Genomic DNA, 23,854 nt, shown 5'->3' with positions numbered 1-23,854 from the left:
CCCTGCCCTTCCGTCCGCTGTCGTCCGCTGCCCGCCATGCGTCCATGGTCCCGCGGTATCCCGGTCCCGCCAGTCGAGACGCCCCGGAAAACATCGGACACGACCGCACGACCGTGCCGAATAATCGATGGACATGGGAAAGACCTACGAACGCATCGACGGCAGGCTCCGCTCGTTCATCGAGGCCCAGCCCCTCTTCTTCACCGCGACCGCACCCCTGTCCGGCGACGGCACGGTGAACCTCTCCCCCAAGGGCCTCACCGGCTCCTTCGCCGTGCTCGACGAGCACAGGGTGGCGTACCTGGACTTCGCCGGCAGCAACGCCGAGACCATCGCCCACCTTCGTGAGAACGGCCGGATCACGCTGATGTGGTGCGCCTTCCAGGGCCCGCCGAACATCGTGCGGGTGCACGGGCGCGGCGAGCCGGTGTTCCGCGACGACGCACGCTTCACGGAGCTGCTCGGGCAGTTCCCCGGCATCGACCCGCGCCGGCACGGCCTGCGCGCGATCATCGTCGTCACGGCCGAGCTGATCCGCGACACCTGCGGGTACGCGGTGCCGTACATGGCGTACGAGAGCGACCGCGAGCTGCACGGCAAGCGGTTCGCACGGGAGGACGACGTGTCACTCGACGCCTACTTCACGAAGAAGGAGCACGTGGCCACGAGCCTGGACGGGCTCCCCGGGCTGCCGCTCCCCCTGCCGCCGGGCGGCTTCTGAGGTTCCGGGCCGCTCCGGAACGCACGGGGTCGGTGCGGCCCCACGACTTCTCCCCGCAGGCACGGGGTCGGTGCGGCCCCACGACTTCTCCCCGCAGGCACGGGGTCGGTGCGGCCCCGCGCCTCCTCCCGGCACGCACGGATCGCTGTCGGCCCCACGCCTCCTCCCGGCGGGGGCGGGCGCTTCCATATGACGAGACGCGTTTGCGTCCAACACCCGTGGCCGCGTTGCATCACGGCCGTGCAGAAGGACCCTGAGGAAACCGAGGACCGCGAGGACGCGGCAGGCGCGGCGGACACGTCGGCCGCCCCGGACACCGGCCGGAACGCACCGCCGGGGGCCGCATCGCCGGCGCCCGCCGGCCGACCACCAGGCGCCGACCGCGCCGCGCGCCGCGCTGTCACCGTCTTCCCCGTGCTGGTGCTCGCCGCCGGCGCCGCGGGCATGGCGGCGCCCGGCGCGTTCACCGCGTGGGCCGCGGACATGCCGTACCTGCTGGGCGTGGTGATGTTCTGCATGGGCCTGACGATGACCCCGCTGGACTTCAGGGGCGTGCTGCGGCGGCCCTGGGCCGTCGGCCTCGGCCTCGTCGCGCACTACGTGATCATGCCGGGGACCGGCTGGCTGATCGCCCATGCGCTGGGCCTCTCCCCGCAGCTCGCGGCCGGCGTGATCCTGGTGGGCTGCGCGCCGAGCGGAACCGCGTCCAACGTGGTCACGTACCTCGCGCGCGGCGACGTCGCCCTGTCGGTGTCGGTCGCCACGGTCTCCACCGTACTCGCGCCGCTGGTCACGCCCCCGCTGACGCTGCTGCTGGCGGGCGAGTACCTGCCGGTCGACGCGTCCGCCATGGTCACGGACATCCTCAAGACCGTGCTGCTGCCGGTCCTGGGCGGCCTCGCCGTCCGCCTGGTCCTCGGCCGCCATCTGGAGCGGCTGCTCGGCGTGCTGCCGTGGCTGTCGGCGCTGACGGTGTCGGCGATCGTGGCCGTGGTGGTGGCGGGCAGCTCGACGGCGATCCGGTCGGCGGCGGCCCTGGTGCTCCTCGCGGTGGTGCTCCACAACGGCCTGGGGCTGGCCCTCGGCTACGGCGCGGGGAAGCTGGCGCGGCTGGGCACGCCGTCGTCGCGGGCGATGGCCTTCGAGGTGGGGATGCAGAACTCGGGCCTCGCCGCGTCGCTCGCCACCGCCCACTTCAGCCCGCTCGCCGCCCTGCCCGCGGCCGTCTTCTCCGTGTGGCACAACGTCTCGGGTGCGGTGGTGGCGGCCTGGATGTCCTACCGGGACCGTCGGGCGAAGGGCGCCGTGGCCGGGGCCTGAACGGGCGGTCGCGGGACCGGACTTACCCGACCGGCCGGTCGGACTCACCCGACCGGCCGGTCCCGCGATCCCGGTCCCCCGACCCCCTGTCCCGCGACCGCCGAAGGTTCAGTGGTCGTTCTGCGCGAGCCTCAGCAGATGGTCCGCCAGTGCCTGGCCTCCGGTCGGCTGCCGGCTGATCAGGAGCAGGGTGTCGTCGCCCGCGATGGTGCCGAGGATGTCGTGCAACTCGGCCTGGTCGATGGCCGAGGCGAGGAACTGGGCGGCACCCGGCGGGGTGCGCAGGACCACGAGGTTGGCGGAGGCCTCCGCGGAGATCAGCAGTTCCGCGGAGAGCCGCCGCATCCGCTCCTCCTTCGCCGACTCGCCCAGCGGCGCGCGCGGGGTGCGGAATCCTCCCTCGCTGGGCACCGCGTAGATGAGGTCGCCCTCAGCGTTGCGGATCTTCACGGCGTTGAGCTCGTCCAGGTCGCGGGAGAGCGTGGCCTGGGTGACGGTGAGTCCGTCGTCCGCGAGGAGCTTCGCCAACTGGCTCTGCGAGCGCACCGGCAGACGGTTGAGGATGTCCACGATGCGGCGGTGGCGGGCGGTGCGGGTCTGCGGCACGGCGGGCCCGCCGTGCTCGGGTCCGTGGTCCTGCGGCTGGCTCATCGTCGTCTCAGTCTCCGGATCATTCTCGGGCCGGCCCTTCCCCCTGCTGGTTCACGCTGTTGAGAACGCCGGGCAGCGCCCGGAGGAAGGCGTCCACCTCCTCGTCGCCTAGGGTCAGCGGCGGCATCAGCCGTACGACGTCGGGGGCGGGCGCGTTGACCAGGAGGCCGGCGTCCTGAGCCGCCTGTTGCACCTGGGGCGCGACGGGCTCGGTGAGCACGATACCCAGCAGCAGCCCGGCACCCCTGACATGGCTGACCAGTGGGTGCTTTCCGGTGCCGCCGGTGCCGCCGGCGCCCTCGATGCCGTCCCGCAGGCGCTCCCCCGCCCGCTTGACGTTCTCCAGCAGCCCGTCGGCCGCGATGGTGTCGAGGACGGCGAGGCCGGCCGCGCAGGCGACGGGGTTGCCGCCGAAGGTGGTGCCGTGCTGGCCGGGCCCGAGCAGGCCCGCGGCGTCGCCGAAGGCGACGGTGGCGCCGATCGGCAGGCCACCGCCGAGGCCCTTGGCCAGGGTGACGATGTCGGGGTCGACGCCGTCGTGCGCCTGGTGCTCGAACCAGTGGCCGGTGCGGCCGATGCCGGTCTGCACCTCGTCCAGCACCAGGAGCGCGCCGGTGGCACGGGTGATCTCCCGGGCCGCGCGGAGGTAGCCGGCGGGCGGCACGACCACGCCGTTCTCGCCCTGGATCGGCTCGATGACGACCAGCGCGGTGTCCTCGGTGACCGCGGCGCGCAGCGCCTCCGCGTCCCCGTACGGGACATGCGTGACGTCCCCGGGCAGCGGCAGGAACGGCTGCCGCTTGCCGGGCTGTCCGGTGAGGGCGAGCGCGCCCATGGTGCGGCCGTGGAAGCCGCCGTCGGTGGCGACCATGCGGGTACGGCCGGTCAGCCGCCCGATCTTGAAGGCGCCCTCGACGGCCTCGGCGCCGGAGTTGCAGAAGAACACGCGCCCGTCCCGGCCGAAGAGCTGGAGCAGCCGCTCGGCGAGCGCGACGGGCGGCTCGGCGACGAAGAGGTTGGAGACGTGGCCGAGGGAGGCGATCTGGCGGCTGACGGCCTCCACGACGGCGGGGTGGGCGTGCCCCAGGGCGTTCACGGCGATACCGCCCACGAAGTCCAGGTAGACCTTGCCCTCGGCGTCCCAGAGCCGGGCGCCCTCGCCGCGCACCAGCGGCACGCTCGGGGTGCCGTAGTTGTTCATGAGCGCGCCCTGCCAGCGGCGCACGAGCGAGGCGTTGCCGTCGGCCGCTCCCTCGGCGGCGGTGCGCACGGGGGCGGGGGCGGTGCCGCTGGTCGCGACGGCGGCGGTGCCGGTGGCCTCGTCCGCTCCGGTGGTGCCGCTCGCTCCGCCGGTGCCTGTGGTGGTCATGCGGTCCCCTTCTGCGGTGCCTGCGTGTTCTGCGGTGCGTGCGTGGTGGCGGGGTCGTCGGGCACGACCATCGTGCCGATGCCTTCGTCGGTGAAGATCTCCAGCAGGATCGAGTGCTGGACGCGGCCGTCGATGACGCGGGCGGTGGTGACGCCGCCCCGTACCGCGTGCAGGCAGCCCTCCATCTTCGGGACCATGCCGCTGGCCAGCTCGGGAAGCAGCTTCTCCAGCTGGGTCGCGGTGAGCCTGCTGATCACGTCGTCGCTGTTGGGCCAGTCCTCGTAGAGGCCCTCGACGTCGGTGAGGACCATCAGCGTCTCGGCCTTCAGCGCGGCGGCGAGCGCGGCGGCGGCGGTGTCGGCGTTGACGTTGTAGACGTGGCCGTCGTCGGCGGAGCGTGCGATGGACGACACCACCGGGATCCGGCCGTCCGAGAGCAGCGCCTCGACGGCTCCGGTGTCGATCCGGGTGATCTCGCCCACCCGCCCTATGTCGACGAGTTCGCCGTCGATCCTGGGGCGGTGCTTGGTGGCGGTCATGGTGTGCGCGTCCTCGCCGGTGAGGCCGACGGCGAAGGGGCCGTGGCGGTTGAGCAGGCCGACGAGCTCGCGCTGCACCTGCCCGGCGAGCACCATGCGGACCACGTCCATGGCCTCCGGAGTGGTGACCCTGAGCCCCGCCTTGAACTCGGAGACCAGGCCGTGCCGGTCGAGCTGGGCGTTGATCTGGGGCCCGCCGCCGTGCACCACGACGGGCTTGAGCCCGGCGTGCCGCAGGAAGACGACGTCCTGGGCGAAGGCGGCCTTCAGCTCGTCGTCCACCATGGCGTTGCCGCCGAACTTGATCACGATCGTCTTGCCGTGGTGCCGGGTCAGCCAGGGCAGTGCCTCGATGAGGATCTGTGCCTTGGGCAGTGCGGTGTGCTGGCGAGTGGTCATACGGTCGGGACCTTCGGGCCGGGGGACGGGGGGACGGGCCGCGAGCGCCCGGCGCCCGGTCCCGCGGGTGCGGGGCGGGCGGCGCGGTGGCGCCCGGTCGGGGCACGGGAGTGCGCTGCGGCATGTCGGTTCATGGAGCTAGGACGAGTACGCGCTGTTCTCGTGGACGTAGTCGGCGGTCAGGTCGTTGGTCCAGATCGTGGCGGAGGCGGGGCCCGCGGCGAGGTCGGCGGTGACGGTGACCTCGCGGTAGCGCATGTCGACGAGGTCGCGGTCCTCGCCGACCGAGCCGCCGCGGCAGACCCAGACGCCGTTGATGGCGACGTTCAGCCGGTCGGGCTCGAAGACGGCGGAGGTGGTGCCGATCGCGGAGAGGACCCGCCCCCAGTTCGGGTCCTCGCCGTGGATGGCGCACTTGAGGAGGTTGTTCCGGGCGATGGAGCGGCCGACCTCGACGGCGTCGTCCTCGCTGGCAGCGCCGACGACGTCGATCCTGATGTCCTTGCTGGCGCCCTCGGCGTCGCGGATGAGCTGGCGGCCGAGGTCGTCGCAGACGGTCCGCACCGCCTCGGCGAACTCGTCGAGCCCGGGGGTGGTGCCACAGGCTCCGGAGGCGAGCAGCAGCACGGTGTCGTTCGTCGACATGCAGCCGTCGGAGTCGACGCGGTCGAAGGTGGTGCGGGTGGCCGTGCGCAGCGCCTTGTCGAGCGCCTCGGGGGCCAGGTCGGCGTCGGTGGTGAGCACGACGAGCATGGTGGCGAGGCCCGGTGCGAGCATGCCGGCGCCCTTGGCCATGCCGCCCACCGTCCAGCCGCCCTCGCCGCGCACGACCGCGGTCTTGTGGACGGTGTCGGTGGTCATGATGGCGAGGGCGGCCTTCTCGCCGCCGTGCTCGGACAGTTCGGCCGCGGCCTGGTCCACGCCGGGCAGCAGCTTGTCCATCGGCAACCGCAGGCCGATCAGGCCGGTGGAGGCGACGGCGATCTCGGCCGCGCTGTGGCCGTCGAGCACCTCGGCGGCGTGCTCGGCGGTGGCGTGGGTGTCCTGGAAGCCCGCGGGGCCCGTGCAGGCGTTGGCGCCGCCGGAGTTGAGCACCACCGCGGACACCTGCCCGCCGGCGAGCACCTGCTCGGACCAGAGGACCGGGGCGGCCTTCACCCGGTTCGAGGTGAAGACGCCCGCGGCGGCGAGGCGGGGGCCGGTGTTGACGACGAGGGCGAGGTCGAGCCCGCCGCTGTCCTTGATCCCGGCGGCGACGCCCGCGGCCTTGAAGCCCTTGGCGGCTGTGACGGTCACTGCGTCTCCTCGTTGGCTGCGTCACCTGCGGAGCACGGGCGCACGTACGCCGCCGCCCGGCCCTGGTGTGTGGCTTGTGCCGCGGCCCGGCGGGCGGCGGTGGTGGGTGCTCCCGTGGCGGCCGGTGAGAGGCGTGTCCGGTTCACGGGGCGACTCCCACGGCGGTCAGGCCGGTGCCCTCGGGGAGGCCGAGAGCGATGTTCATGCTCTGGATCGCGCCGCCGGCGGTGCCCTTGGTGAGGTTGTCGATGGCGCTGACCGCTACGACGCGCCCGGCCGTCTCGTCCAGCGTGACCTGGATCTGCGCGGCGTTCGAACCGTACACGGAGGCGGTGGCGGGCCACTGGCCCTCGGGGAGCAGCCGGGTGAACGGCTCGTCCGCGAGTGCCTTCTCGTAGGCGGCCCGTACCGTCTCGGCGGTGACGCCGTCCTTGGCGCGTGCCGAGCAGGTGGCGAGGATGCCCCGGGGCATCGGGACGAGCGTGGGGGTGAAGGAGACCGTGACGGGCTCGCCCGCGACCGCGCCGAGGCTCTGGCTCATCTCGGGTGTGTGCCGGTGCACCCCGCCGACGCCGTACGGCGAGACGGATCCCATCACCTCGCTGCCGAGCAGGTGCGGCTTCGGCGACCTTCCGGCGCCCGAGGTCCCGCTGGCGGCGACAATCACGGCCTCCGGCTCCACGATGCCGGCCGCGTACGCGGGGAACAGCGCCAGGCTGACCGCCGTGGGGTAGCAGCCGGGGACCGCGATGCGCTTGGCCCCCTCCAGCGCGGCGCGGCCACCCGGCAGCTCCGGCAGGCCGTACGGCCAGGTCCCGGCGTGCTCCGAGCCGTAGAACCGCCGCCAGGCCGCGGGGTCCGCGAGCCGGAAGTCGGCGCCCATGTCGACGACGAGCACCTCGGGGCCGAGCTGCTCGGCCACCGCGGCGGACTCGCCGTGCGGCAGCGCGAGAAAGACGACGTCGTGTCCGGCGAGCGCCGCCGCGCCGGTGGGTTCGAGCACCCGGTCGGCGAGCGGCAGCAGGTGCGGCTGCACGGCGCCGAGGCGCTGGCCGGCGTTCGTGTGTCCCGTCAGGGCTCCGATCTCCACCTCGGGGTGGCCGAGGAGCAGCCGCAGCACCTCGCCCCCCGCATACCCGCTCGCTCCTGCCACTGCTGCACGTACGGCCATGGAATCCTCCTCCTGGACAGCATGACTATACGTCCACTAGCACACCTATGCAATGAGGTCTGGTTCACACTCCCGACTCGGCCCGTGACCGAGAGTCCTGGTCGGTGGACGGGCGCGCCGGCTCGCGGATCCTGACGTCGGAAGGATCGTTCTCTGCGGCCGCTCCCGCGCTGCTGTCGCCGGGCAGGCGGACCTCAGCTCTTGACGGCCTCCGCGATCCGGAGGGCGGCCTCGGCGGGCGTGAGGTGCGTGGTGTCGACGACCTCACCCTCCGCGTGCAGCCATGTGCGGGCCGCCTCGGCGTAGGGCTCGAGGTAGGCGAGGCGGAACGTGGACGGGCCGAGGACGGCGTCCCCCTGGATGCGCCCGCGGAGGGTGTCCTGGTCGGCGTGGAGGACGAAGTGCCGTACCGGAATGCCATGGCGGGCGAGGCCCGTGCTGATCTCGCGCCAGTACTGCTCGACCAGGACGGTCATGGGGATCACGAGGGTGCCGCCGGTGTAGTCGAGTACGTGGCGGGCGGTCTCGACGACGAGCGGCCGCCACGGCGGCCAGTGCTGGAAGTTGCCCGTCCAGGGCAGCTCCGGCTTGATGTCCATGAGCGTCTCGCCGACCTTCTCGGCGTCGAACACCCGCGAGTTCGGGACCAGCGGCTGCACGAGTGCACTGGTCGTCGTCTTGCCCGCGCCGTGGGTGCCGTTGAGCCATACGATCACGGGGCCCAACGCTAGCGTCGCACGGGCCGGGAAACGGGGCCGACGGAAAACCGGCCGACGACGTGGGGCGGGAGCGATGAGTTCCGGCCTCCTGCGCGGTCCGCCCCCACGGATTCTCGGCCCTTCGGGAACGAGACCGGTGTGGCCAGGCCGATCCGCTCGTTCACGGTGTCGGCGAACGGTCTACCTCCGCTACGGCGGCGCGGCCTGACACCGCTGCGCGCTGCGGGCACCTGGCCCCGCCCCGGCCCGGCGTCCTACGGTGGCCGCATGGACTCCTCCTCGCACCCCCAAGGCCCCGGGGCCGCCGCGGCGGGCCGCCCGGGCACCGCGGTCGCGGGCACCGGCGTCATACCCGAGGCCGGCGCCGTACCCGTGCCCGACCTGCTCGGCTACCTCGCCGGCACCTGGCATGTGGAGCGCACGGTGCGGGATGCCGCGAGCGGCGCGGAGGGCACGTTCACGGGCACCACGGTGTTCGCACCGCTTCCTCCCGCGGCGGGCGCGAACGGGTACGGGGAGAGCGGTGGGGGCGAACCGCCCGCCGCCCCCGCCGCCGGGAGCGGGGTCCTCTCGGAGCCCCCGGAGCCCGGTGCGGCCGCCGGCGCGCCCGGCACCGGCCGGGGGCTGCTGAGCCGGGAGGCCGGGACGTTCACCTGGCAGGGCACATCCCGCCCGGCCGAGCGCGTGCTGCGGTTCCTGCCCGGCGAGCGGGCCGGCACCGGCCACGTCGAGTTCACCGACGGCCGCCCCTTCCACGATCTGGACCTGACCTCCGGCCACCACATCGCCCACCACCCCTGTGCGGCGGACGACTACCGGGGCGAGTTCACGGTCCTCGGACCCGACCGCTGGCGCACGGTCTGGCGGGTCGCCGGGCCCGCCAAGGACCAGCTCCTCGTCACCGAGTACACGCGACGGGACACGGCTTTCGGCCACGCATCCGACCGCGGCGGCACGCCCGTGGAACCGCGCCCCGAACAGACCATATGGTAGAAATTTCCTTGAATATCATGGAATGACGTATTGCTCCTTTGGTGTGCTCCTCGCACGTCAACGCCGAGGGCAGGGCGACAGCACCGCTTAGATCTCGTGCGACGACGTCGCACCGGTCCGCACCCCGGCTTCCGCTGCCTGCCGCGGACGGGCGACACGACGGAAGGACACACCTCATGCGTCTTCGCCACGCTCTGGCCGGTGCCATCGGCTCGCTCGGGCTCCTGCTCACGTTGCCCACCTCGGCGAACGCGGCCACCGGCACCTTCGCATACGTCTACGAGACCGGGGCAGGCCCGTACACCACCGCGCTGGTCGACCCCCCGAGCGGACAGTGCGTCACCATTCCCTCGCCGGGACTGTCCCCTGCCTACTCGCCGCGGAACCTGACCAGTTCGTACGCCACCGTCTTCACCGGCTTCGCCTGCACCGGCGCGGCCTACGTCCTGCGCCCCTACGAGGGCCAGGGCTCCCCGCTGGTGGGGATCCGCTCGGTGCGGTTCACCTGAGCCGGTAGCCGTACCGCCCCGGAATCTCAGACCCCGGGTCTCGGGCCGCTTGTGCCCGGGCCCCGGGGCCCCGGCGGGTCATCCCCGCATCTCGTCCCAGGCCTGCCGCAACCGGCGGACGCCTTCGGTGATCTCGGCGAGGTCCGCCACCCCGGCGAAGCTCAGCCGCATGTACGAGGCGGAGGGCTCGGCGCAGAAGTAGGCGCGGCCGGGCGCCACCATGACCCCCGCCCGCAGAACGGCCGACGCCCACGCGGACTCGTCCGTGCCGTCCGGCAGCCGTAGCCACAGGTGGTAGCCGCCGGAGGGGAAGTAGGGCATCTCGAACTCGGGCAGTTGCCGCGCGAGTTCCGTGGCCATGACGTCACGCCGCGCCCGCAGCTCACCGGCCACGAACCTCAGGTGCCGGTGCCAGGCGGGCGCACCGACGAGTTCGAGCGCTGCCTCCTGGAGCGGGCTCGGCACGAAGAAGTTCTCCACGACCTGGATGGCGCGCAGCCGGTCGAGCACCGGGCCGCGGGCGGCCACCGCGCAGACCCGGAAGCTCGGCGAGGTGACCTTGGTGAGGGAGCAGACGTGCACCACCACGCCGTCCGGGTCCCCGCTCGCCAGCGGCCTGGGCAGCGGTCCCGCGTCGTCGTGGACGAGCCTGCGCACGAAGTCGTCCTCCACGACGAAGGCGCCCGCCTCCCGCGCGATCCGCAGCACCTCGCCGCGCCGCTCCCCGGCCAGCACCGCCCCGGTCGGGTTCTGGAACAGCGGCTGGCAGATGAACAGCCGCGCCCCGGTCACCCGGAAGGCGTCGGCGAGCAGAGGCGGCCGCACCCCGTCGGTGTCCACCGGCACCGGTACCGGACGCAGTCCGGCTGAACGGGCGATGGCGAGCATGCCGGGGTAGGTGGGCGACTCCACCAGCACCGGCGCACCGGGCGGCGCCAGCCCGCGCAGCACGGTGGTCAGCGCCGACTGGCCGCCCGCGGTGATCAGGACGCCCTCGGCGGTGACGGCGCCTCCGATGCCGCGCGCGAACCACTCCCTGAGCGCGGTCAGGCCCTCCACCGGCGGCCGGTCCCACGCACCGGGGTGCCGCCCGGCCCGGGCCAGCGCCTCGGCCATGGCGCGCTCGGGGCGCAGGGACCTGTGCAGGTAGCCGTCGTTGAACGCGATCACGCCGGGCGGCGCGGCGGCGAGGGTGGCGAGGAGGCCGGAGGCGTCGACCGTGCGCGGGACCGCGTCGGTGGCGCCGTCCGCGCTGAGGGCCACCTCCTGCCAGGAGGTGTCACCCGTGGCGGGCACAACGGTCGCGGGCCGGGAGCGGAACGCCCCCGCTCCCGGCCGGGTGGTCACCAGCCCCTCGGCGGCGAGCTGCGCCAGCGCCCGGGAGACGGTCACGGGGCTGACCCGGAAGCGTTCCACAAGTGCCCGGCTCGACGGGAGCTTTCCACCAGGTGAGTAGCGGTTGAGCTCGGCTCTAAGAGTTTCGGCCAGCTCGGACACGCTGCTACGCTCAGACATGAGAGCTAAGGATAGCGCTACCGATGAGGCCCCGATAGCGGTGGGCCCCTCCAGCTCCCCCTCCGCCGAGGCCCGATCCGGCCCGAGCGCTGCGGACGGCCACCGCCCGGCGGGGACGCTCGCTCCCTCGGACGCACCCGGCGCGGAACCGCGCTTCTCCGCAGCGGCAACCCGCCCCTCGGATCCGCCCCACTCCCCGGGCCCGCCGCAGGGCTCGGCAGCGTCCCGCCCCACTCCCCCGGGCTCCGCGGCCACCTCCGAACGGCCCCACCCGACGCGGCTCGGGCCCCACCCGGCGCGGCTCGGCGCACTGGAGGCCGGCCTCGGGGTGGCCGCCTTCTCCCTCACCTTCCCCGCTACCGCGTGGGGCCTGGAAGGGTTCGGCGCCTGGTCCCTGGTGACGGTGCGGACGCTGCTCGCCGGGCTACTCGCCGGCTGCTGGCTGGCCGTCCGGCGGGTGGCACCACCCGAACGGAGGCACTGGGCGTCCCTCGCGGTGGTCGGCGGGGGTGTGGTGATCGGCTTCCCGGTCCTGACCACGCTGGCGCTGAGGACGTCCAGCACGGCCCATGCGGCGGTGGTCGTGGGCCTGCTGCCGCTGGCCACGGCGGCGTGCTCCGCGCTGCGCACGGGTGCCCGGCCGTCCCGCACGTTCTGGGGTGCGGCACTGGCCGGGGCGGCGGCGGTGGTCGCCTTCACCGTGGGGCAGAGCGGCGGCGCCCTGAGCAGTGCGGACCTCTACCTCTTCGGCGCCCTGGTGGTCTGCGCCGCGGGCTACACCGAGGGCGGCCGGCTGGCCCGGGAGATGCCGGGGTGGCAGGTCATCGGCTGGGCCCTGGTGGCGCTGCTGCCGCTCTCCATGGCCGGGGCCTTCCTCGCGCTCGGCCGGGAACCGGTGACCCTGACGGTGCACAGTGTCACGGGGGTGCTCTGGGTGGCGGCCGTGTCGCAGTTCCTCGGCATGGTCGTGTGGTACCGGGGCATGGCAGCGATCGGCATCCCCAAGGCGAGCCAGCTCCAGCTTGCGCAGCCGCTGCTCACCCTGGTCTGGTCGGTGCTGCTGCTCGGCGAACGGATGACGGTGTGGGCCCCGCTCACCGCGCTGGCGGTCCTGGTGTGCATCGCGGTGACGCAGCGCTCGCGTGGGTAGGAGAACCCACAGAAGGCCGGTGTCACGGACGGCGGGCCGGTGTGCCCCGCACCGCGGGACCACTGCGCACGCGCGCGGTGCGCACGCTGCGGCGACCGCGTTCGTACTCCCACATATCGCCGTCGGCGGTGAGCCGGTCGTAAAATGACAGCCGCGGACAGACCACGGAACGCTGGCCCCGGACGAGGCCCCGCCCCGGCCATCCGGGCGGCGTCCCGCCGGGCGTGACGAGGAGGTCACTCCGATGCAGGCAACCAAGGGCGACCGGCTCCTGATGCACGGCAGGGTTGTCGGGCAGGAGGACAGGGTCGCGCAGATCGTCGAAGTTCTCGGCAACGACGGCAACCCCCCGTACCGGGTGCGCTTCGAGGACGGGCACGAGGCCGTGATGTCCCCGGGCCCCGACTCGGTGGTCCGGCACGAGAAGCCGACGCGGTGACGCGCCGCGCCGTCCTCCGTTCCCGCACACCCACGCCACCGTAGATTCATGGGCAGGCACCCCACCGGCCGGGTCGGCACGTCCGACCCGGCCGGTGGGCGGTGTGGCCGCCCGGAGTACCGTGCAGGCCGGAACAGGCGCCCGCGGGCATGGCCGTGCGGTCGCCGGGGTCGAGGATCGCCGAAAGGGACGATGTGACGGACACCCTGACCGACATCACACGCGTCGGTGTGGTGGGTTGTGGCCAGATGGGGGCGGGCATCGCGGAGGTGTGCGCCCGCGCCGGTCTTGAGGTCATGGTCGCGGAGACCACCGGAGAGGCGCTGGAGATCGGCCGCACCCGGCTGTTCAACTCGCTCTCCCGGGCCGCCGACCGCGGCAAGATCACCAAGGCGGACGAGGATGCCGCCCGTGAGCGGCTGAGCTTCACCACCGACCTCGGCGAGTTCGCCGACCGTGATCTGGTCATCGAGGCCGTCGTCGAGAACGAGCAGGTCAAGACGGAGATCTTCCGGGTGCTCGACGCCGTGGTGACCCGGCGGGACGCCATCCTCGCGTCCAACACCTCCTCGATCCCGCTGGTCAGGCTGGCCGTCGCGACCACCCGCCCGGACCAGGTCATCGGCATCCACTTCTTCAACCCCGCGCCGGTGCAGCGGCTGGTCGAGCTGATCCCGGCGCTGACCACCTCCGAGGGCACCATCAGCAGGGCGCAGCTGCTGACCGAGAAGGTGCTCGGCAAGCACGCGATCAGGGCCCAGGACCGCTCCGGCTTCGTGGTCAACGCCCTGCTCATCCCCTACCTGCTGGCGGCGGTCCGGATGTTCGAGTCGGGCATCGCCAGCCGGGAGGACATCGACGACGGCATGGTCCTCGGCTGCGCCCACCCCATGGGCCCGCTCCGGCTCACCGACCTGATCGGCCTGGACACCGTCGTCTCGGTGGCCACCTCGATGTACGAGGAGTACAAGGAGCCGCTGTACGCCGCTCCCCCGCTGCTCCAGCGGATGGTCGACGCGGGCCGGCTCGGCCAGAAGACCGGCTCGGGGTTCTACGTTTACACCTGACACCACAGGATCTACACGTGTGACCAGACGCCTTCCGCCTGAGGTCACGGGGAGCTATCCCGGTTCGTGTCACTCCATGTAGTCGGGCCGGAGTTCGAGTTCGTGCCCGGCGCTCCTGGGAGCGCCGGGCACGTATCTTTCACACGGCGTGTGCGCCGCTAACACACACCCACCTGCCGCACACTCTTTCGCCGCGCCTACCAGGGGGATTGACTTTCCGTATCTGCACAAGGGGATGTGACACCTACGGAAAGGAGCGGATCTGTGACCCCCGACCCCGAGCATCCCGTGGTCCCGGAAGACATCGCAGAGTTACGCAGACGGCTGGATGTGGGCATTGCCCGGATGGAAGGCCACCTTGCGTTGCTCACCCAGCGCGACGAGCAGAATGCCAAGGAACAGGATGACCTGCACGCCCGGTTGACCGCCCTGGAGCACACACGCTGGCCCCTTCCCACCGTCGCCGCGCTGACGGCGGTGGGAGCGCTGGTCGTGGCCGTCTGGCAACTGCTGCGTTAGCCCACCGGCCCCGGATCAGGAGGGATGCGGCACGGCAACCTGCCCCAGCCTGAGATGGTGCAACAGGAGCAGGGCCGCAGCCATGTTGGCGGCCGGGACCTCACCGCGGGCCACCAGCTTGGGGACGAGTTCGAGGGAGACCCACTCGCGGCGGTCCGACTCGAAGTCGTCCACTGGTGGGCCGGTGTAGACCCCGTCGTCGGCCCAGAAGATGTGGTGCCTGGCGTCGGAGAGCCCGTTGGAGGGCTCCACCGTCATCAGGTGCCGCAGGGGCCCCGGCCGCCAGCCGGTCTCCTCCTCCAGCTCTCGGGCCGCGGCGTAGGCGATGTCCTCGCCGTCCTCGACGACCCCGGCCGGCAGCTCCCAGCCCCAGCTGTCAGTGATGAACCGGTGCCGCCAGAGCAGCAGCACCTCGTTGGCGGCGTTGACGACGGTGGCGACGGCCACGGGCCGCAGCCGGATCAGGAAATGGTCCAGGTGATTACCGTCCGGCAGTTCCACATCGGCCAGATTGACGTCGAACCACCGGTTCGCGTAGACGGTCTGCTCGCTCTGCTTTCTCCACTGCACGGTCCTGCCACCTTCCGGTCGGATAGATGGCTATATCGCAGCAGCAGCATGCTCAGAGCGGTACGCGTAGTGCCCCGTCGATCAGTTCGGCCGCCTCCGCCGTGCCCGCTCCCCCGGTGCGGACGAGGTGTTCGCGGACCGCACGCAGCCGGTCGCGCAACCGCTGCGACTCCATGCCCCGCGCCTGCTCAGCCATCTGCACGGCCGTCGCGACCGCCTGATCCGCGTTGCCCTGGCGCAGTTCGATCTGGCTCAGGATGGCGAGCCGGTGCACGCGGCCCCGGTCGTGCGCCGGGGTGCCGACCGCGGCCGCGGCGTGCTCCTGTGCCGCCGCCAGGTCCCCGAGGCTGAGAAGCGCCTCCGCCACCTGGACGTTGACCAGGCCCGGCTGGACGTAGCCCGTCTCGTCCGGTTCGTGGCCCCGGCTGATGCGATCGGCGGCGGTCTCCGCACGCCTGATGCAGGACAGGGCGCTACTGCCGTCACCGAGGTGCGCGTACGCCTTGGCCTGCATCGCGTACAGGTCCGACGCCAGGGCGGGGGTGATGTGCTTGCCCGCGGCGCGCAGCGCGGCCTCCGCGAACGCGACCGCCTGCCGGTACTCCCGCATGAACAGCGACTGGTTGACCAGCAGCGCGATCACGTAGGCGCCGAGCCCGCGGTCCCCGCTGGCCTTGGCGAGCCGCAGCGCCTGGTGGAAGTAGCGCTGGGCGAGGCCGTGCGCGTCGGAGTCGTAGGCGCAGATCCCCGCGATGGCGACCAGGCCGCCGGTGGCGCGGTGCAGCTGCCGCCCCGTGGGGTCGGGGTAACTGCCGCGCAGCAGCGGCGTCGCCTCGGTGTTGAGGAATCCGACGATGCGGGAGCGGGTGGCCACGCCGCCGGCCTTGCGGTACATCTGCTCGTAGTGGGTGCGCGCGGCCCGCAGCACCTCGATGTCCGACATGCTCACCCGGCGCCTTCCGCCGCGGGACACGTCGACGTCCTCCGGCGGGTTCTCCCACTCCCAGACCGGCATCACGGCCGGGGTGCCGGTGACGGCGGGGGCGCCGAGGATGTGGGCCCGCTGCTGCTCGTCGGAGCGCCAGAGCGCGGTGGCGCGCTCCACGAAGCCGGACAGCGAGGTGGCACCCTGCGGGGCGGCCCTGCCGGGCACGCCGAGGCCGATGTCGTCGAGGGTGACGGGCCGGTGCAGCCGGCCCGCGAGCACCTCGCAGATCAGGTCGGGCACCTGCCCGCGCGGCCGCTGCCCCTTCAACCAGCGGGCGACCGCGGTGTGTTCGTATCTGAGCGCCAGGCCGCGGGCCTTGCCCGCCAGATTGACGTGGGCGGCGAGGCCCGCGTGAGAGATGCCCGCCTCGTCCAGGATCGCGTCGAGCAGGGTGTTGGGCTGCATCGGGCCCTCCGTAGGCGCGCAGCGGACAGGACGGCGTGGGGGGCCAGCGGGCACCCGGGGCGCACGCCGTGCCGGCGCGGGGGCTGCTGACGCAGCCGGTGCTCACGGCAGGTTATCGCGCTGGCCGTGTTGGAGAGCTTTCCCTTCACACGGGGTGTGAACCGGGTTCGGCCGCACGGCCGTTCGGGGGCGGGTCCTCCCGGCCGCGGGGCGGTGGGCTCAGCCTTGCGCCGGCGGCGGGTGCGGTGCGGGTGGCGGTGCGGTTCTTTGCGCAGTTCCCCGCGCCCCTTGACACGGCGCTTCGCACCCAAGACCGCAACGGCTGATCCCGGCGGCGCACCTCAGAAACATCCCGATTCTCGCGCAGTTCCCCGCGCCCCTGAGGGGCGCCGCCGCAGGCGGAACAAGGCGCGAAGCGCCAAAAAGGGGCGCGGGGAACTGCGCGACCAGCCACCACCGACCAGCAGCCAAGCAGACGACCGCAAGGGGCAGGACCCGATAGCCCACCGCAGGTGAACCGCGGCCGGCCTCACACAGCCCCCGCGCCGCCGCAGGCGGAACAAGGCGCGAAGCGCCAAAAAGGGGCGCGGGGAACTGCGCGACCAGCCACCACCGACCAGCAGCCAAGCAGACGACCGCAAGGGGCAGGACCCGATAGCCCACCGCAGGTGAACCGCGGCCGGCCTCACACAGCCCCCGCGCCGCCGCAGGCGGAACAAGGCGCGAAGCGCCAAAAAGGGGCGCGGGGAACTGCGCGACCAGCCACCACCGACCAGCAGCCAAACAGGCGACCGCAAGGGGCAGGACCCGATAGCCCACCGCAGGTGAACCGCGGCCGGCCTCACACAGCCCCCGCGCCGCCGCAGGCGGAACAAGGCGCGAAGCGCCAAAAAGGGGCGCGGGGAACTGCGCGACCAGCCACCACCGACCAGTGGCCAAGCAGACGACCGGAAGGGGCTGGACCAGGTGGCCCACCGCAGGTGAAAGGAGCGCGGGGAACCGCAGAACCAAACCCCACCGGCCACCACAGCACCGGCACAGCGGCGCGCCGCAGGCGCTACGCGCCTCGGAGCACCGCCCCCACCCGCTCCGCCGCGAGCGAGACCGCAGCGTCCCGCGCCGCGCTGGCCTCCTCGACGGTCAGCGTCCGGTCGGGGGCACGGAACCGCAGCGCGTAGGCGAGGGACTTGCGGCCCTCGCCGATCTGCTCGCCGGTGAAGACGTCGAACAGCCGGATGGACTCCAGCAGCCCGCCGGCGCCCTCGCGCAGCACCGCCTCGACGTCCGCGGCCGGCACTGCGGCGTCCACGACGAGCGCGACGTCCTGCGTGGCGACCGGGAACGTGGAGATCCACGGCGCCTGGACGACGCCCTGGCTCGCCTCCTGGAGGCGGTCGAGGTCGAGTTCCATCGCGCAGGTGCGGTCCGGCAGCCCGAGCGTCTTGACGACACCGGGGTGCAGCTCACCGGCGTGCCCGATGACCTGCTCGGTGCCCTCGCCCTCGGCGCCGTCCAGTCGCACCACGAGCTCGGCGCACCGGCCCGGGTGCCAGGGCCCGTAGCGGCCCGCGCGGACCGTGAGCTCGACCCCGGTCTCCCGGGCGACGATCCGCGCGGCCTCGACGGCGTCGGCCCACTCGGCCGGGCGGCCCCCGCCCCACCAGCCGGCCTGCTCGCGGGCGCCCGCGAGGACGACCGCGAGGTGCCGCGGCTGGACGGGCAGCGCCTCGGTCAGGTCGACGATCTCCTCGTCGCTGGGCCGCCGGTCGACCGGGAGCCGGGTCGCGATCCGCTGCCGCTCGCGGGGCTGGAAGACCAGGCCGGTCTCGAAGAGGGCCAGGTCGCGGCTGCCGCGGCCGTCGTTGCGGCGCAGCGCGCCGAGCAGGCCGGGCAGCAGCGTGGTGCGCAGCGCCGGCTCCTCGTCGGAGAGCGGGTTGACGAGCGTGACCACGCGGCGCGCCGGGTCGCCTGCGTCCAGGCCGAGCTGGTCGAAGACCGACTCGCTGATGAACGGGTAGTTCGGCGCCTCCACGTACCCGGCGCCCGCCAGCGCCCGCCCGACGCGGCGGTGCAGCCGCTGCCGCTCGGTCAGGCCGCGGCCCGCGGGGGGCCTGGGCAGGGTGGCGGGGAGGTTCTCGTAGCCCTCAAGGCGGATGACCTCCTCGGCGAGGTCGTTCGGGTCGCCGAGGTCGGGGCGCCAGGACGGCACCGTGACCTCCAGCTCGTCCTGCCCGAGGACGTCGCAGCCGATCTGCTGGAGGCGGCGGACGACGGTCTCGCGGCCGTAGGCCACGCCGGCGACCTGGTCCGGGTGGTCGGCCGGGATGGTGATGGTGCGGGGCACGGTGGGCGCCGCGACCTCGGTGACGCCGGGGTCGGCGGTGCCCGCCGCGAGCAGCACCAGCAGGTCCACGGTGCGCTGCGCGGCGGCGGCCGCCGCCTGCGGGTCGACGCCGCGCTCGAAGCGCCGTGACGCCTCGGAGGACAGCTTGTGGCGGCGGGCGGCGCGGGCGATGGCGACGGGGTCGAAGTGCGCGGCCTCGATGACGACGTCCGTGCTGCCGGCGACCTCGCCGGTCTCCGGGTCGGCGGCCGTGGACCCGTTGATCTCGGTGTTCGCGCCGCCCATCACGCCGGCGAGCCCGATCGGGCCCCGGTCGTCGGTGATGACCAGGTCCTCGGGGTGCAGGACCCGCTCGACGTCGTCGAGCGTGGTGAGCTTCTCGCCCGGCTGGGCGCGGCGCACCCCGATGGCGCCCTGGACGCGGTGCTTGTCGTAGGCGTGCAGGGGCTGGCCGAGCTCCAGCATCACGTAGTTGGTGACGTCCACGGCGAGCGAGATGGGACGCATGCCGGCCTTCTGGAGGCGGCGCTGCAGCCAGATCGGGGAGCGCGCCTCGGGGTTCAGGCCGGTGACGGTGCGGGCGGTGAAGCGGTCGCAGCCGTACGTGTCGCTGACCACCACCGGGTGGCCGAAGGTGTTCGGCTGGGGGACGTCGAGCAGGGCCGGGTCGCGCAGCGTCAGGCCGTAGGCCGTGGCCGTCTCGCGGGCGACGCCGCGCATCGACAGGCAGTAGCCGCGGTCGGGGGTGACGGCGATGTCCAGGACCTCGTCCACGAGCTCCAGCAGCTCGATGGCGTCGGTGCCCACCTCGTGCTCGGGCGGCAGGATGAGGATGCCGTGCGCGCCGTCGTCGCCGATGCCCAGCTCGCTGCTGGAGCAGATCATGCCGCGGGACATCCGGCCGTAGGTCTTCCGCTCGGCGATCTCGAAGCCGCCGGGCAGCACCGCGCCGGGCAGGCAGACGACGACCTTGTCGCCGACGGAGAAGTTGGTGGCACCGCAGATGATCTCCTGCGGCTCCCCCGTGCTGTTGGCGGCCCCCACGTCGACCGTGCAGTACCGGATCGGCTTCTTGAACTCGGTCAGCTCCTCGATGGTCAGCACCCGGCCGACCACCAGCGGGCCCTTGATGTCGGCGCCCAGGTGCTCGACGGTCTCCACCTCGAGGCCGGCCGAGATCAGCTTGGTCTGGACGTCACGGCCGGACTCGGTGGCCGGCAGGTCGACGTACTCCCGCAGCCAGGAAAGCGGGACCCGCATCAGATCTCCATCCCGAACGGCCGGGTGAACCGGACGTCACCCTCGACCATGTCTCGCATGTCCTCGATGTTGTGGCGGAACATCAGCATCCGCTCGATGCCGAAGCCGAACGCGAACCCGCTGTACTTCTCCGGATCGACACCGCAGGCGACCAGCACCCGGGGGTTGACCATGCCGCAGCCGCCCAGCTCGATCCAGCCCTCGCTGGCGCAGGTCCGGCAGGGCCGGTCGGGGTTGCCGACGGACTCGCCCTTGCAGACGTAGCAGAGCATGTCCATCTCGGCGGACGGCTCCGTGAAGGGGAAGTAGTTGGGCCGCAGCCGGGTCGTCATGTCGGGCCCGAACAGGGACTGCACCATGTGGTCCAGCGTGCCCTTGAGGTCGGCCATGGTCAGGCCCTCGTCCACGGCCAGCAGCTCGATCTGGTGGAAGACCGGGGTGTGCGTGGCGTCCAGCTCGTCCGTGCGGTAGACGCGGCCGGGGCAGACGACGTAGACGGGCAGTTCGCGGCCGAGCAGGACGCGGGCCTGCACCGGTGACGTGTGGGTGCGCAGCACCACGCCGGAGGCGGACTCGTCGTCGCCGGCGCCCTGAGGGCCGCGGACGAAGAAGGTGTCCTGCATCTGCCGGGCCGGGTGGTCGGGGCCGAAGTTGAGCGCGTCGAAGTTGAACCACTCGGCCTCGGCCTCGGGGCCCTCGGCGACCTCGTACCCCATGGCGACGAAGACGTCGGCGACCCGCTCCATGAAGGTGGTCAGCGGGTGGCGGGCGCCGGGCGGGGTGCGGTCGGGGGCCAGCGTGACGTCCACGGCCTCCTCGACCAGCACCCGGGCGTCCCGCTCGGCCTCCAGCTCGCTCTGCCTGGCGGCCAGCGCGCGGCCCACGGCGGCGCGGGCCTGGCCGACGCGCTTGCCGGCCTCCGCCTTGGCCTGCGGGGGCAGGGCGCCGATCTCCCGGTTGGCGAGCGCCAGGGGGGAGGTACCGCCGGTGTGGGCGGTCTTGGCCTCCTGGAGCTGCGTGAGGTCGGCGGCGGCCGCGAAGGCGGCGAGCGCCTCGTCCCGCATGCGCTCGATCTCTTCCGCTTTCAGTGCCTCGACCTCGACAGGGTCGTACGACTTGTTCGGTGCCGACATCTCTTCCCGTGCTTCCGGTTGGCTGGCTGATGGTCCCCGGTGTCCCCGGCGCCGTCCCTGCGTCCCGGGGGGGGTGCCCCGTCGGCGCGGGGCCGGGCCGGCCCGGCCGGTGTGACGGGGGGACGCAAAGGTGCCAGTGGCCGAGTCTAACGGGGCGGCGGTACCGGGCGGCGCCCGCGGGCTGCGTGAAGGGCTCAGAAGGCCGGCGTGCCCACGGGCAGGGTGAATCGGAACAGTGCCCCGCCGCCGGGCGCGCGGCCGACGGTGATGGAGCCGCCGTGCGCCTCGACGATGCCCTTGACGATGTAGAGCCCGAGCCCCGTGCCCCCGCGCTTGCTGCCCCGCCAGAAGCGGGTGAAGACGCGGTTCATGGACTCCTCCGGGATGCCGGGGCCCTCGTCGCTGACGGTGACCGTGGTGCCACCGCCGCGCTCCCGGGGTTCCGGGGCGGGCTCGACGTCAATGGTGACAGTGCCCTCGCCGTGCCGCACCGCGTTTTCGAGCAGGTTGCTCAGCACCTGGTCGATCTTGTCCGGGTCGGCCCACAGCTCGGGCAGCGGATGGCGGACGCGGACCAGGAAGCGGTCGGCGGGGTGGCCCGAGGCGACGTGGGCCTGGATGTGCCGGCCGACGGCGGCGCCGACGTCGACGGGCTGGCGGCGCACCTCCAGGCGCCCGGAGTCGATCCGCGAGATGTCCAGCAGCTCGGCGATCAGCCGGGTGACGCGGTTGGCGTCGGCGTCGACGGTCTCCAGCACCAGCCGCTTCTGGTCGTCGGTGAACCGCTCCCATTTGGCGAGCAGGGTCGCCGTGAAGCCCTTCACGGACGTCAGCGGGGAGCGCAGCTCGTGGGCGACCGTCGCGATCAGCTCGGCATGGCTGCGCTCGGTGCGGCGGCGGGCCTCGGTGTCGCGGAGCGAGACGATCACGCGTTGTACGGGTCCCATGGGCGCGTCCCGTACGTAGCGGGCGGCGACGAGGACTTCACGGCCGCCGGGCAGCAGGAGGTTCCGCTCGGGCTGGCCGACCCGGATGGCGAGCCCGCCGTAGGGGTCGGTGAGCTGCCACCAGCGGCGCCCCTCCAGGTCCTCCAGGGGCAGCGCACGCTCCAGGGGGGTGCCGAGGGCGTCGGCGGGGCGTACGGCGGTGATGCGGGCCGCGGCGGCGTTGAAGCAGACCACGGAGCCGGTCTCGTCGGCGATGACCAGGCCGTCCGGCAGCTCGTCCGGGTCGACGGCGAGCGGTTCTGCGCGGGCTCGCCCGGACTGCGGCGGTCCCTCCGCTCCGCGTGCCTGATGTGGCCTGCTGGTGCGGACACCCATCCCCGATCCCATCTCCCTAGCCGGCGCGGTGGGCTGGTACGAGCCCGCCACACTACTAGGCTCCGGTGACGCTGCGGCACCCTCCCGGCGCACGCTGTGCACGGGCGGAGGCGTAGAGGCACACGGCGGCGGCCGTGGCGAGGTTCAGGCTCTCGGCCCGGCCGTGGATGGGCACGCGCACCACCGCGTCGGCGAGCGCCGTGGTCTCCTCGGGCAGCCCCCAGGCCTCGTTGCCGAACACCCAGGCCGTGGGCACGCCCAGGCGCTCGTGGTCCAGCTCCGCGTCCAGGTCGTGCGAGCCGGCCCCGTCCGCGGCGAGCACCCGCACGCCCGCCTCCTTGAGGCCGTGCACGGCCTGCTCGACGGGGACGCCGACGGCGACGGGCAGGTGGAAGAGGGACCCGACGGACGCCCGTACCGCCTTGGGGTTGTACACGTCGACGGAGGCGTCGGTGAGGACGACGGCGTCGGCGCCGGCGGCATCCGCGCAGCGCAGCACGGTGCCGGCGTTGCCGGGATCGCGGACGTGCGCGAGGACCGCCACGAGCCGCGGCCGGGCGGCGAGCACCGTCTCGAACGGCGTGTCCAGGAACCGGCAGACGCCGACCAGCCCCTGGGGGGTGACGGTGGTGGAGATGTCGGCGATCACGGCCTCGTCGGCCAGGTGCACGCGCGCGCCCAGTTCCCGGGCGGCCGCGACGACGTCCGCGTACCGCTCGGCGGCCTCGACGGTCGCGAACAGCTCGGCGAGCACGGGCTCGGTAGCGTCCTGCCACGTCCCGTGTGCGACGGCCTCGCGCACGGCCTGCGGCCCCTCGGTGAGGAACCGCCGCTCCTTGCCGCGCACGTTCCGCCGCACCAGCCGCCGAGCGGCGGCCACCCGCGCGGAACGGGGAGAGATCAACTCGGACGCGGCGGGCATGGGTGCACCTTCGGTACGGGGAGGAACGGGGTCTGGGGGCCGGATCAGCGACGCATCCGAGACCGGGCATCGCCGGCCCGGAACGGCGCTCCACCGGAGCCACGGGAATGCCCAAGCCGGCACGGCACCTTCTCAGGGGCCGCCGATCTCCGGCCCGGCACCCTCTAGGGGTTACGCACATCTCTGGGCCGACACGGCGTCTCCAGGGGGCAGGCAGGTTTCCGGCCCGGCACGACGCCCTCCAGGGGGCACGCACCTCTCTGAGCCGCCACGGCGCCTTCCAGGGGCACGCAGACCTCCGGCCCGGCACGGCCCCCTCCAGGGCCACGCAGACTTCCGGGCCGCCACGACACCCTCCAGGGCCACGCAGACTTCCGGGCCGCCACGACACCCTCCAGGGGCGCGGGGAACTGCGCGACCAGCCCCCACCGGCGGATGGATGAGGCGAGACCGCAAGAGCCACCCCCTTGATGGCCCGCCGCAGGTGAATCAGGCGCGCCGCAGGCGGGGCCAGGCGCAGCCGGCCGACCGCC

Annotated in this window: 21 protein-coding genes; 8 read left to right on the top strand and 13 right to left on the bottom strand. The window is 73.3% G+C overall.

From position 1 onward, the window contains the following. Window positions 1-133 precede the first annotated feature (133 nt). Together Sm713_RS21290 and Sm713_RS21285 are read left to right on the top strand one after the other, a co-directional pair. Complete coding sequence (locus Sm713_RS21290; RefSeq protein ID WP_212911156.1) at window positions 134-721, top strand: pyridoxamine 5'-phosphate oxidase family protein; 588 nt, start codon at window positions 134-136, stop codon at window positions 719-721. A 240-nt stretch (window positions 722-961) separates the two neighbouring features. Next, entirely contained in the window at window positions 962-2,041 is a 1,080-nt protein-coding gene (locus Sm713_RS21285) for a bile acid:sodium symporter family protein (RefSeq protein WP_249416419.1), read from the top strand. 108 nt (window positions 2,042-2,149) lie between these two features. On the opposite strand, the gene Sm713_RS21280 is transcribed toward Sm713_RS21285, so the two are convergent. From Sm713_RS21280 to Sm713_RS21255, 6 genes are all read right to left on the bottom strand, one after another. Next, complete coding sequence (locus tag Sm713_RS21280; protein ID WP_212911154.1) at window positions 2,150-2,692, bottom strand: arginine repressor; 543 nt, start codon at window positions 2,690-2,692, stop codon at window positions 2,150-2,152. A gap of 19 nt (window positions 2,693-2,711) precedes the next feature. Next, a complete protein-coding gene (locus Sm713_RS21275) occupies window positions 2,712-4,061 on the bottom strand; it encodes an acetylornithine transaminase (protein WP_212911153.1) in 1,350 nt (449 codons plus the stop codon). Further along, complete coding sequence (argB, locus tag Sm713_RS21270) at window positions 4,058-4,999, bottom strand: acetylglutamate kinase (RefSeq protein WP_212911152.1); 942 nt, start codon at window positions 4,997-4,999, stop codon at window positions 4,058-4,060. Before argB ends, Sm713_RS21275 begins: the two co-directional genes overlap by 4 nt. A 138-nt stretch (window positions 5,000-5,137) precedes the next feature. Next, window positions 5,138-6,295 carry a bifunctional glutamate N-acetyltransferase/amino-acid acetyltransferase ArgJ gene (argJ, locus tag Sm713_RS21265; RefSeq protein ID WP_212911151.1) on the bottom strand — a complete coding sequence of 386 codons (1,158 nt, stop codon included), beginning with the start codon at window positions 6,293-6,295 and terminating at the stop codon, window positions 5,138-5,140. Window positions 6,296-6,437: 142 nt separating this feature from the next. Beyond that, window positions 6,438-7,466 (bottom strand): N-acetyl-gamma-glutamyl-phosphate reductase, encoded by a 1,029-nt coding sequence (gene argC, locus Sm713_RS21260; protein WP_212911150.1) that lies wholly within the window; start codon window positions 7,464-7,466, stop codon window positions 6,438-6,440. 194 nt (window positions 7,467-7,660) lie between these two features. Continuing rightward, entirely contained in the window at window positions 7,661-8,182 is a 522-nt protein-coding gene (locus tag Sm713_RS21255; RefSeq protein WP_212911149.1) for an ATP-binding protein, read from the bottom strand. A 270-nt stretch (window positions 8,183-8,452) separates the two neighbouring features. Between Sm713_RS21255 and Sm713_RS40560 the strand changes: the two genes are divergently transcribed. Together Sm713_RS40560 and Sm713_RS21245 are read left to right on the top strand one after the other, a co-directional pair. Continuing rightward, window positions 8,453-9,178: a DUF6314 family protein gene (locus Sm713_RS40560; RefSeq protein WP_308293172.1), complete on the top strand. Its 726-nt coding sequence runs from the start codon at window positions 8,453-8,455 to the stop codon at window positions 9,176-9,178. Between the two features lie 176 nt (window positions 9,179-9,354). Then, window positions 9,355-9,687 carry a hypothetical protein gene (locus tag Sm713_RS21245; protein ID WP_212911148.1) on the top strand — a complete coding sequence of 111 codons (333 nt, stop codon included), beginning with the start codon at window positions 9,355-9,357 and terminating at the stop codon, window positions 9,685-9,687. Between the two features lie 78 nt (window positions 9,688-9,765). On the opposite strand, the gene Sm713_RS21240 is transcribed toward Sm713_RS21245, so the two are convergent. Beyond that, a complete protein-coding gene (locus Sm713_RS21240; RefSeq protein WP_212911147.1) occupies window positions 9,766-11,202 on the bottom strand; it encodes a PLP-dependent aminotransferase family protein in 1,437 nt (478 codons plus the stop codon). On the opposite strand from Sm713_RS21240, the gene Sm713_RS21235 reads away from it, so the two are divergent. From Sm713_RS21235 to Sm713_RS21220, 4 genes are all read left to right on the top strand, one after another. Further along, window positions 11,201-12,352, top strand: coding sequence for an EamA family transporter (locus Sm713_RS21235; RefSeq protein WP_374196016.1), 1,152 nt, complete (start codon window positions 11,201-11,203; stop codon window positions 12,350-12,352). The two genes, Sm713_RS21240 and Sm713_RS21235, sit on opposite strands and share 2 nt — an antisense overlap. Before the next feature lie 244 nt (window positions 12,353-12,596). Next, window positions 12,597-12,791: a DUF1918 domain-containing protein gene (locus Sm713_RS21230; protein ID WP_212911146.1), complete on the top strand. Its 195-nt coding sequence runs from the start codon at window positions 12,597-12,599 to the stop codon at window positions 12,789-12,791. 149 nt (window positions 12,792-12,940) lie between these two features. Next, the gene (locus Sm713_RS21225; RefSeq protein WP_283249787.1) at window positions 12,941-13,858 is read left to right on the top strand and encodes a 3-hydroxybutyryl-CoA dehydrogenase; all 918 of its coding nucleotides are present in this window, start codon (window positions 12,941-12,943) and stop codon (window positions 13,856-13,858) included. Window positions 13,859-14,122: 264 nt separating this feature from the next. Beyond that, window positions 14,123-14,377, top strand: a complete 255-nt coding sequence (locus Sm713_RS21220; protein WP_212911145.1) for a hypothetical protein — start codon at window positions 14,123-14,125, stop codon at window positions 14,375-14,377. A gap of 15 nt (window positions 14,378-14,392) precedes the next feature. Here the strand turns inward: Sm713_RS21220 and Sm713_RS21215 are convergent, their stop codons facing one another. The 6 genes from Sm713_RS21215 to Sm713_RS21190 all read right to left on the bottom strand — a co-directional run bounded on the left by Sm713_RS21215 (window position 14,393) and on the right by Sm713_RS21190 (window position 23,321). Beyond that, window positions 14,393-14,947 carry an NUDIX hydrolase gene (locus tag Sm713_RS21215; protein ID WP_212911144.1) on the bottom strand — a complete coding sequence of 185 codons (555 nt, stop codon included), beginning with the start codon at window positions 14,945-14,947 and terminating at the stop codon, window positions 14,393-14,395. Window positions 14,948-14,999: 52 nt separating this feature from the next. After that, window positions 15,000-16,340, bottom strand: coding sequence for a transcriptional regulator (locus Sm713_RS21210; RefSeq protein ID WP_212911143.1), 1,341 nt, complete (start codon window positions 16,338-16,340; stop codon window positions 15,000-15,002). Between the two features lie 1,057 nt (window positions 16,341-17,397). Beyond that, on the bottom strand, window positions 17,398-19,944 hold the full coding sequence (pheT, locus tag Sm713_RS21205; RefSeq protein WP_212911142.1) for a phenylalanine--tRNA ligase subunit beta: 2,547 nt from the start codon (window positions 19,942-19,944) through the stop codon (window positions 17,398-17,400). After that, the gene (pheS, locus tag Sm713_RS21200) at window positions 19,944-21,077 is read right to left on the bottom strand and encodes a phenylalanine--tRNA ligase subunit alpha (RefSeq protein WP_212911141.1); all 1,134 of its coding nucleotides are present in this window, start codon (window positions 21,075-21,077) and stop codon (window positions 19,944-19,946) included. The genes pheT and pheS overlap by 1 nt, the downstream gene beginning before the upstream one ends. Window positions 21,078-21,271: 194 nt before the next feature. Then, a complete protein-coding gene (locus tag Sm713_RS21195) occupies window positions 21,272-22,399 on the bottom strand; it encodes an ATP-binding protein (protein ID WP_212911140.1) in 1,128 nt (375 codons plus the stop codon). Between the two features lie 55 nt (window positions 22,400-22,454). After that, entirely contained in the window at window positions 22,455-23,321 is an 867-nt protein-coding gene (locus Sm713_RS21190) for an RNA methyltransferase (protein ID WP_212911139.1), read from the bottom strand. Between the last annotated feature and the right edge of the window lie 533 nt (window positions 23,322-23,854).

It is taken from the genome of Streptomyces sp. TS71-3 (assembly GCF_018327685.1).
In the GTDB taxonomy this organism is placed as follows: domain Bacteria; phylum Actinomycetota; class Actinomycetes; order Streptomycetales; family Streptomycetaceae; genus Streptomyces.
Note: the sequence above shows the minus strand (reverse complement) of the source record. Positions and strands in the feature narration are given on the sequence as shown.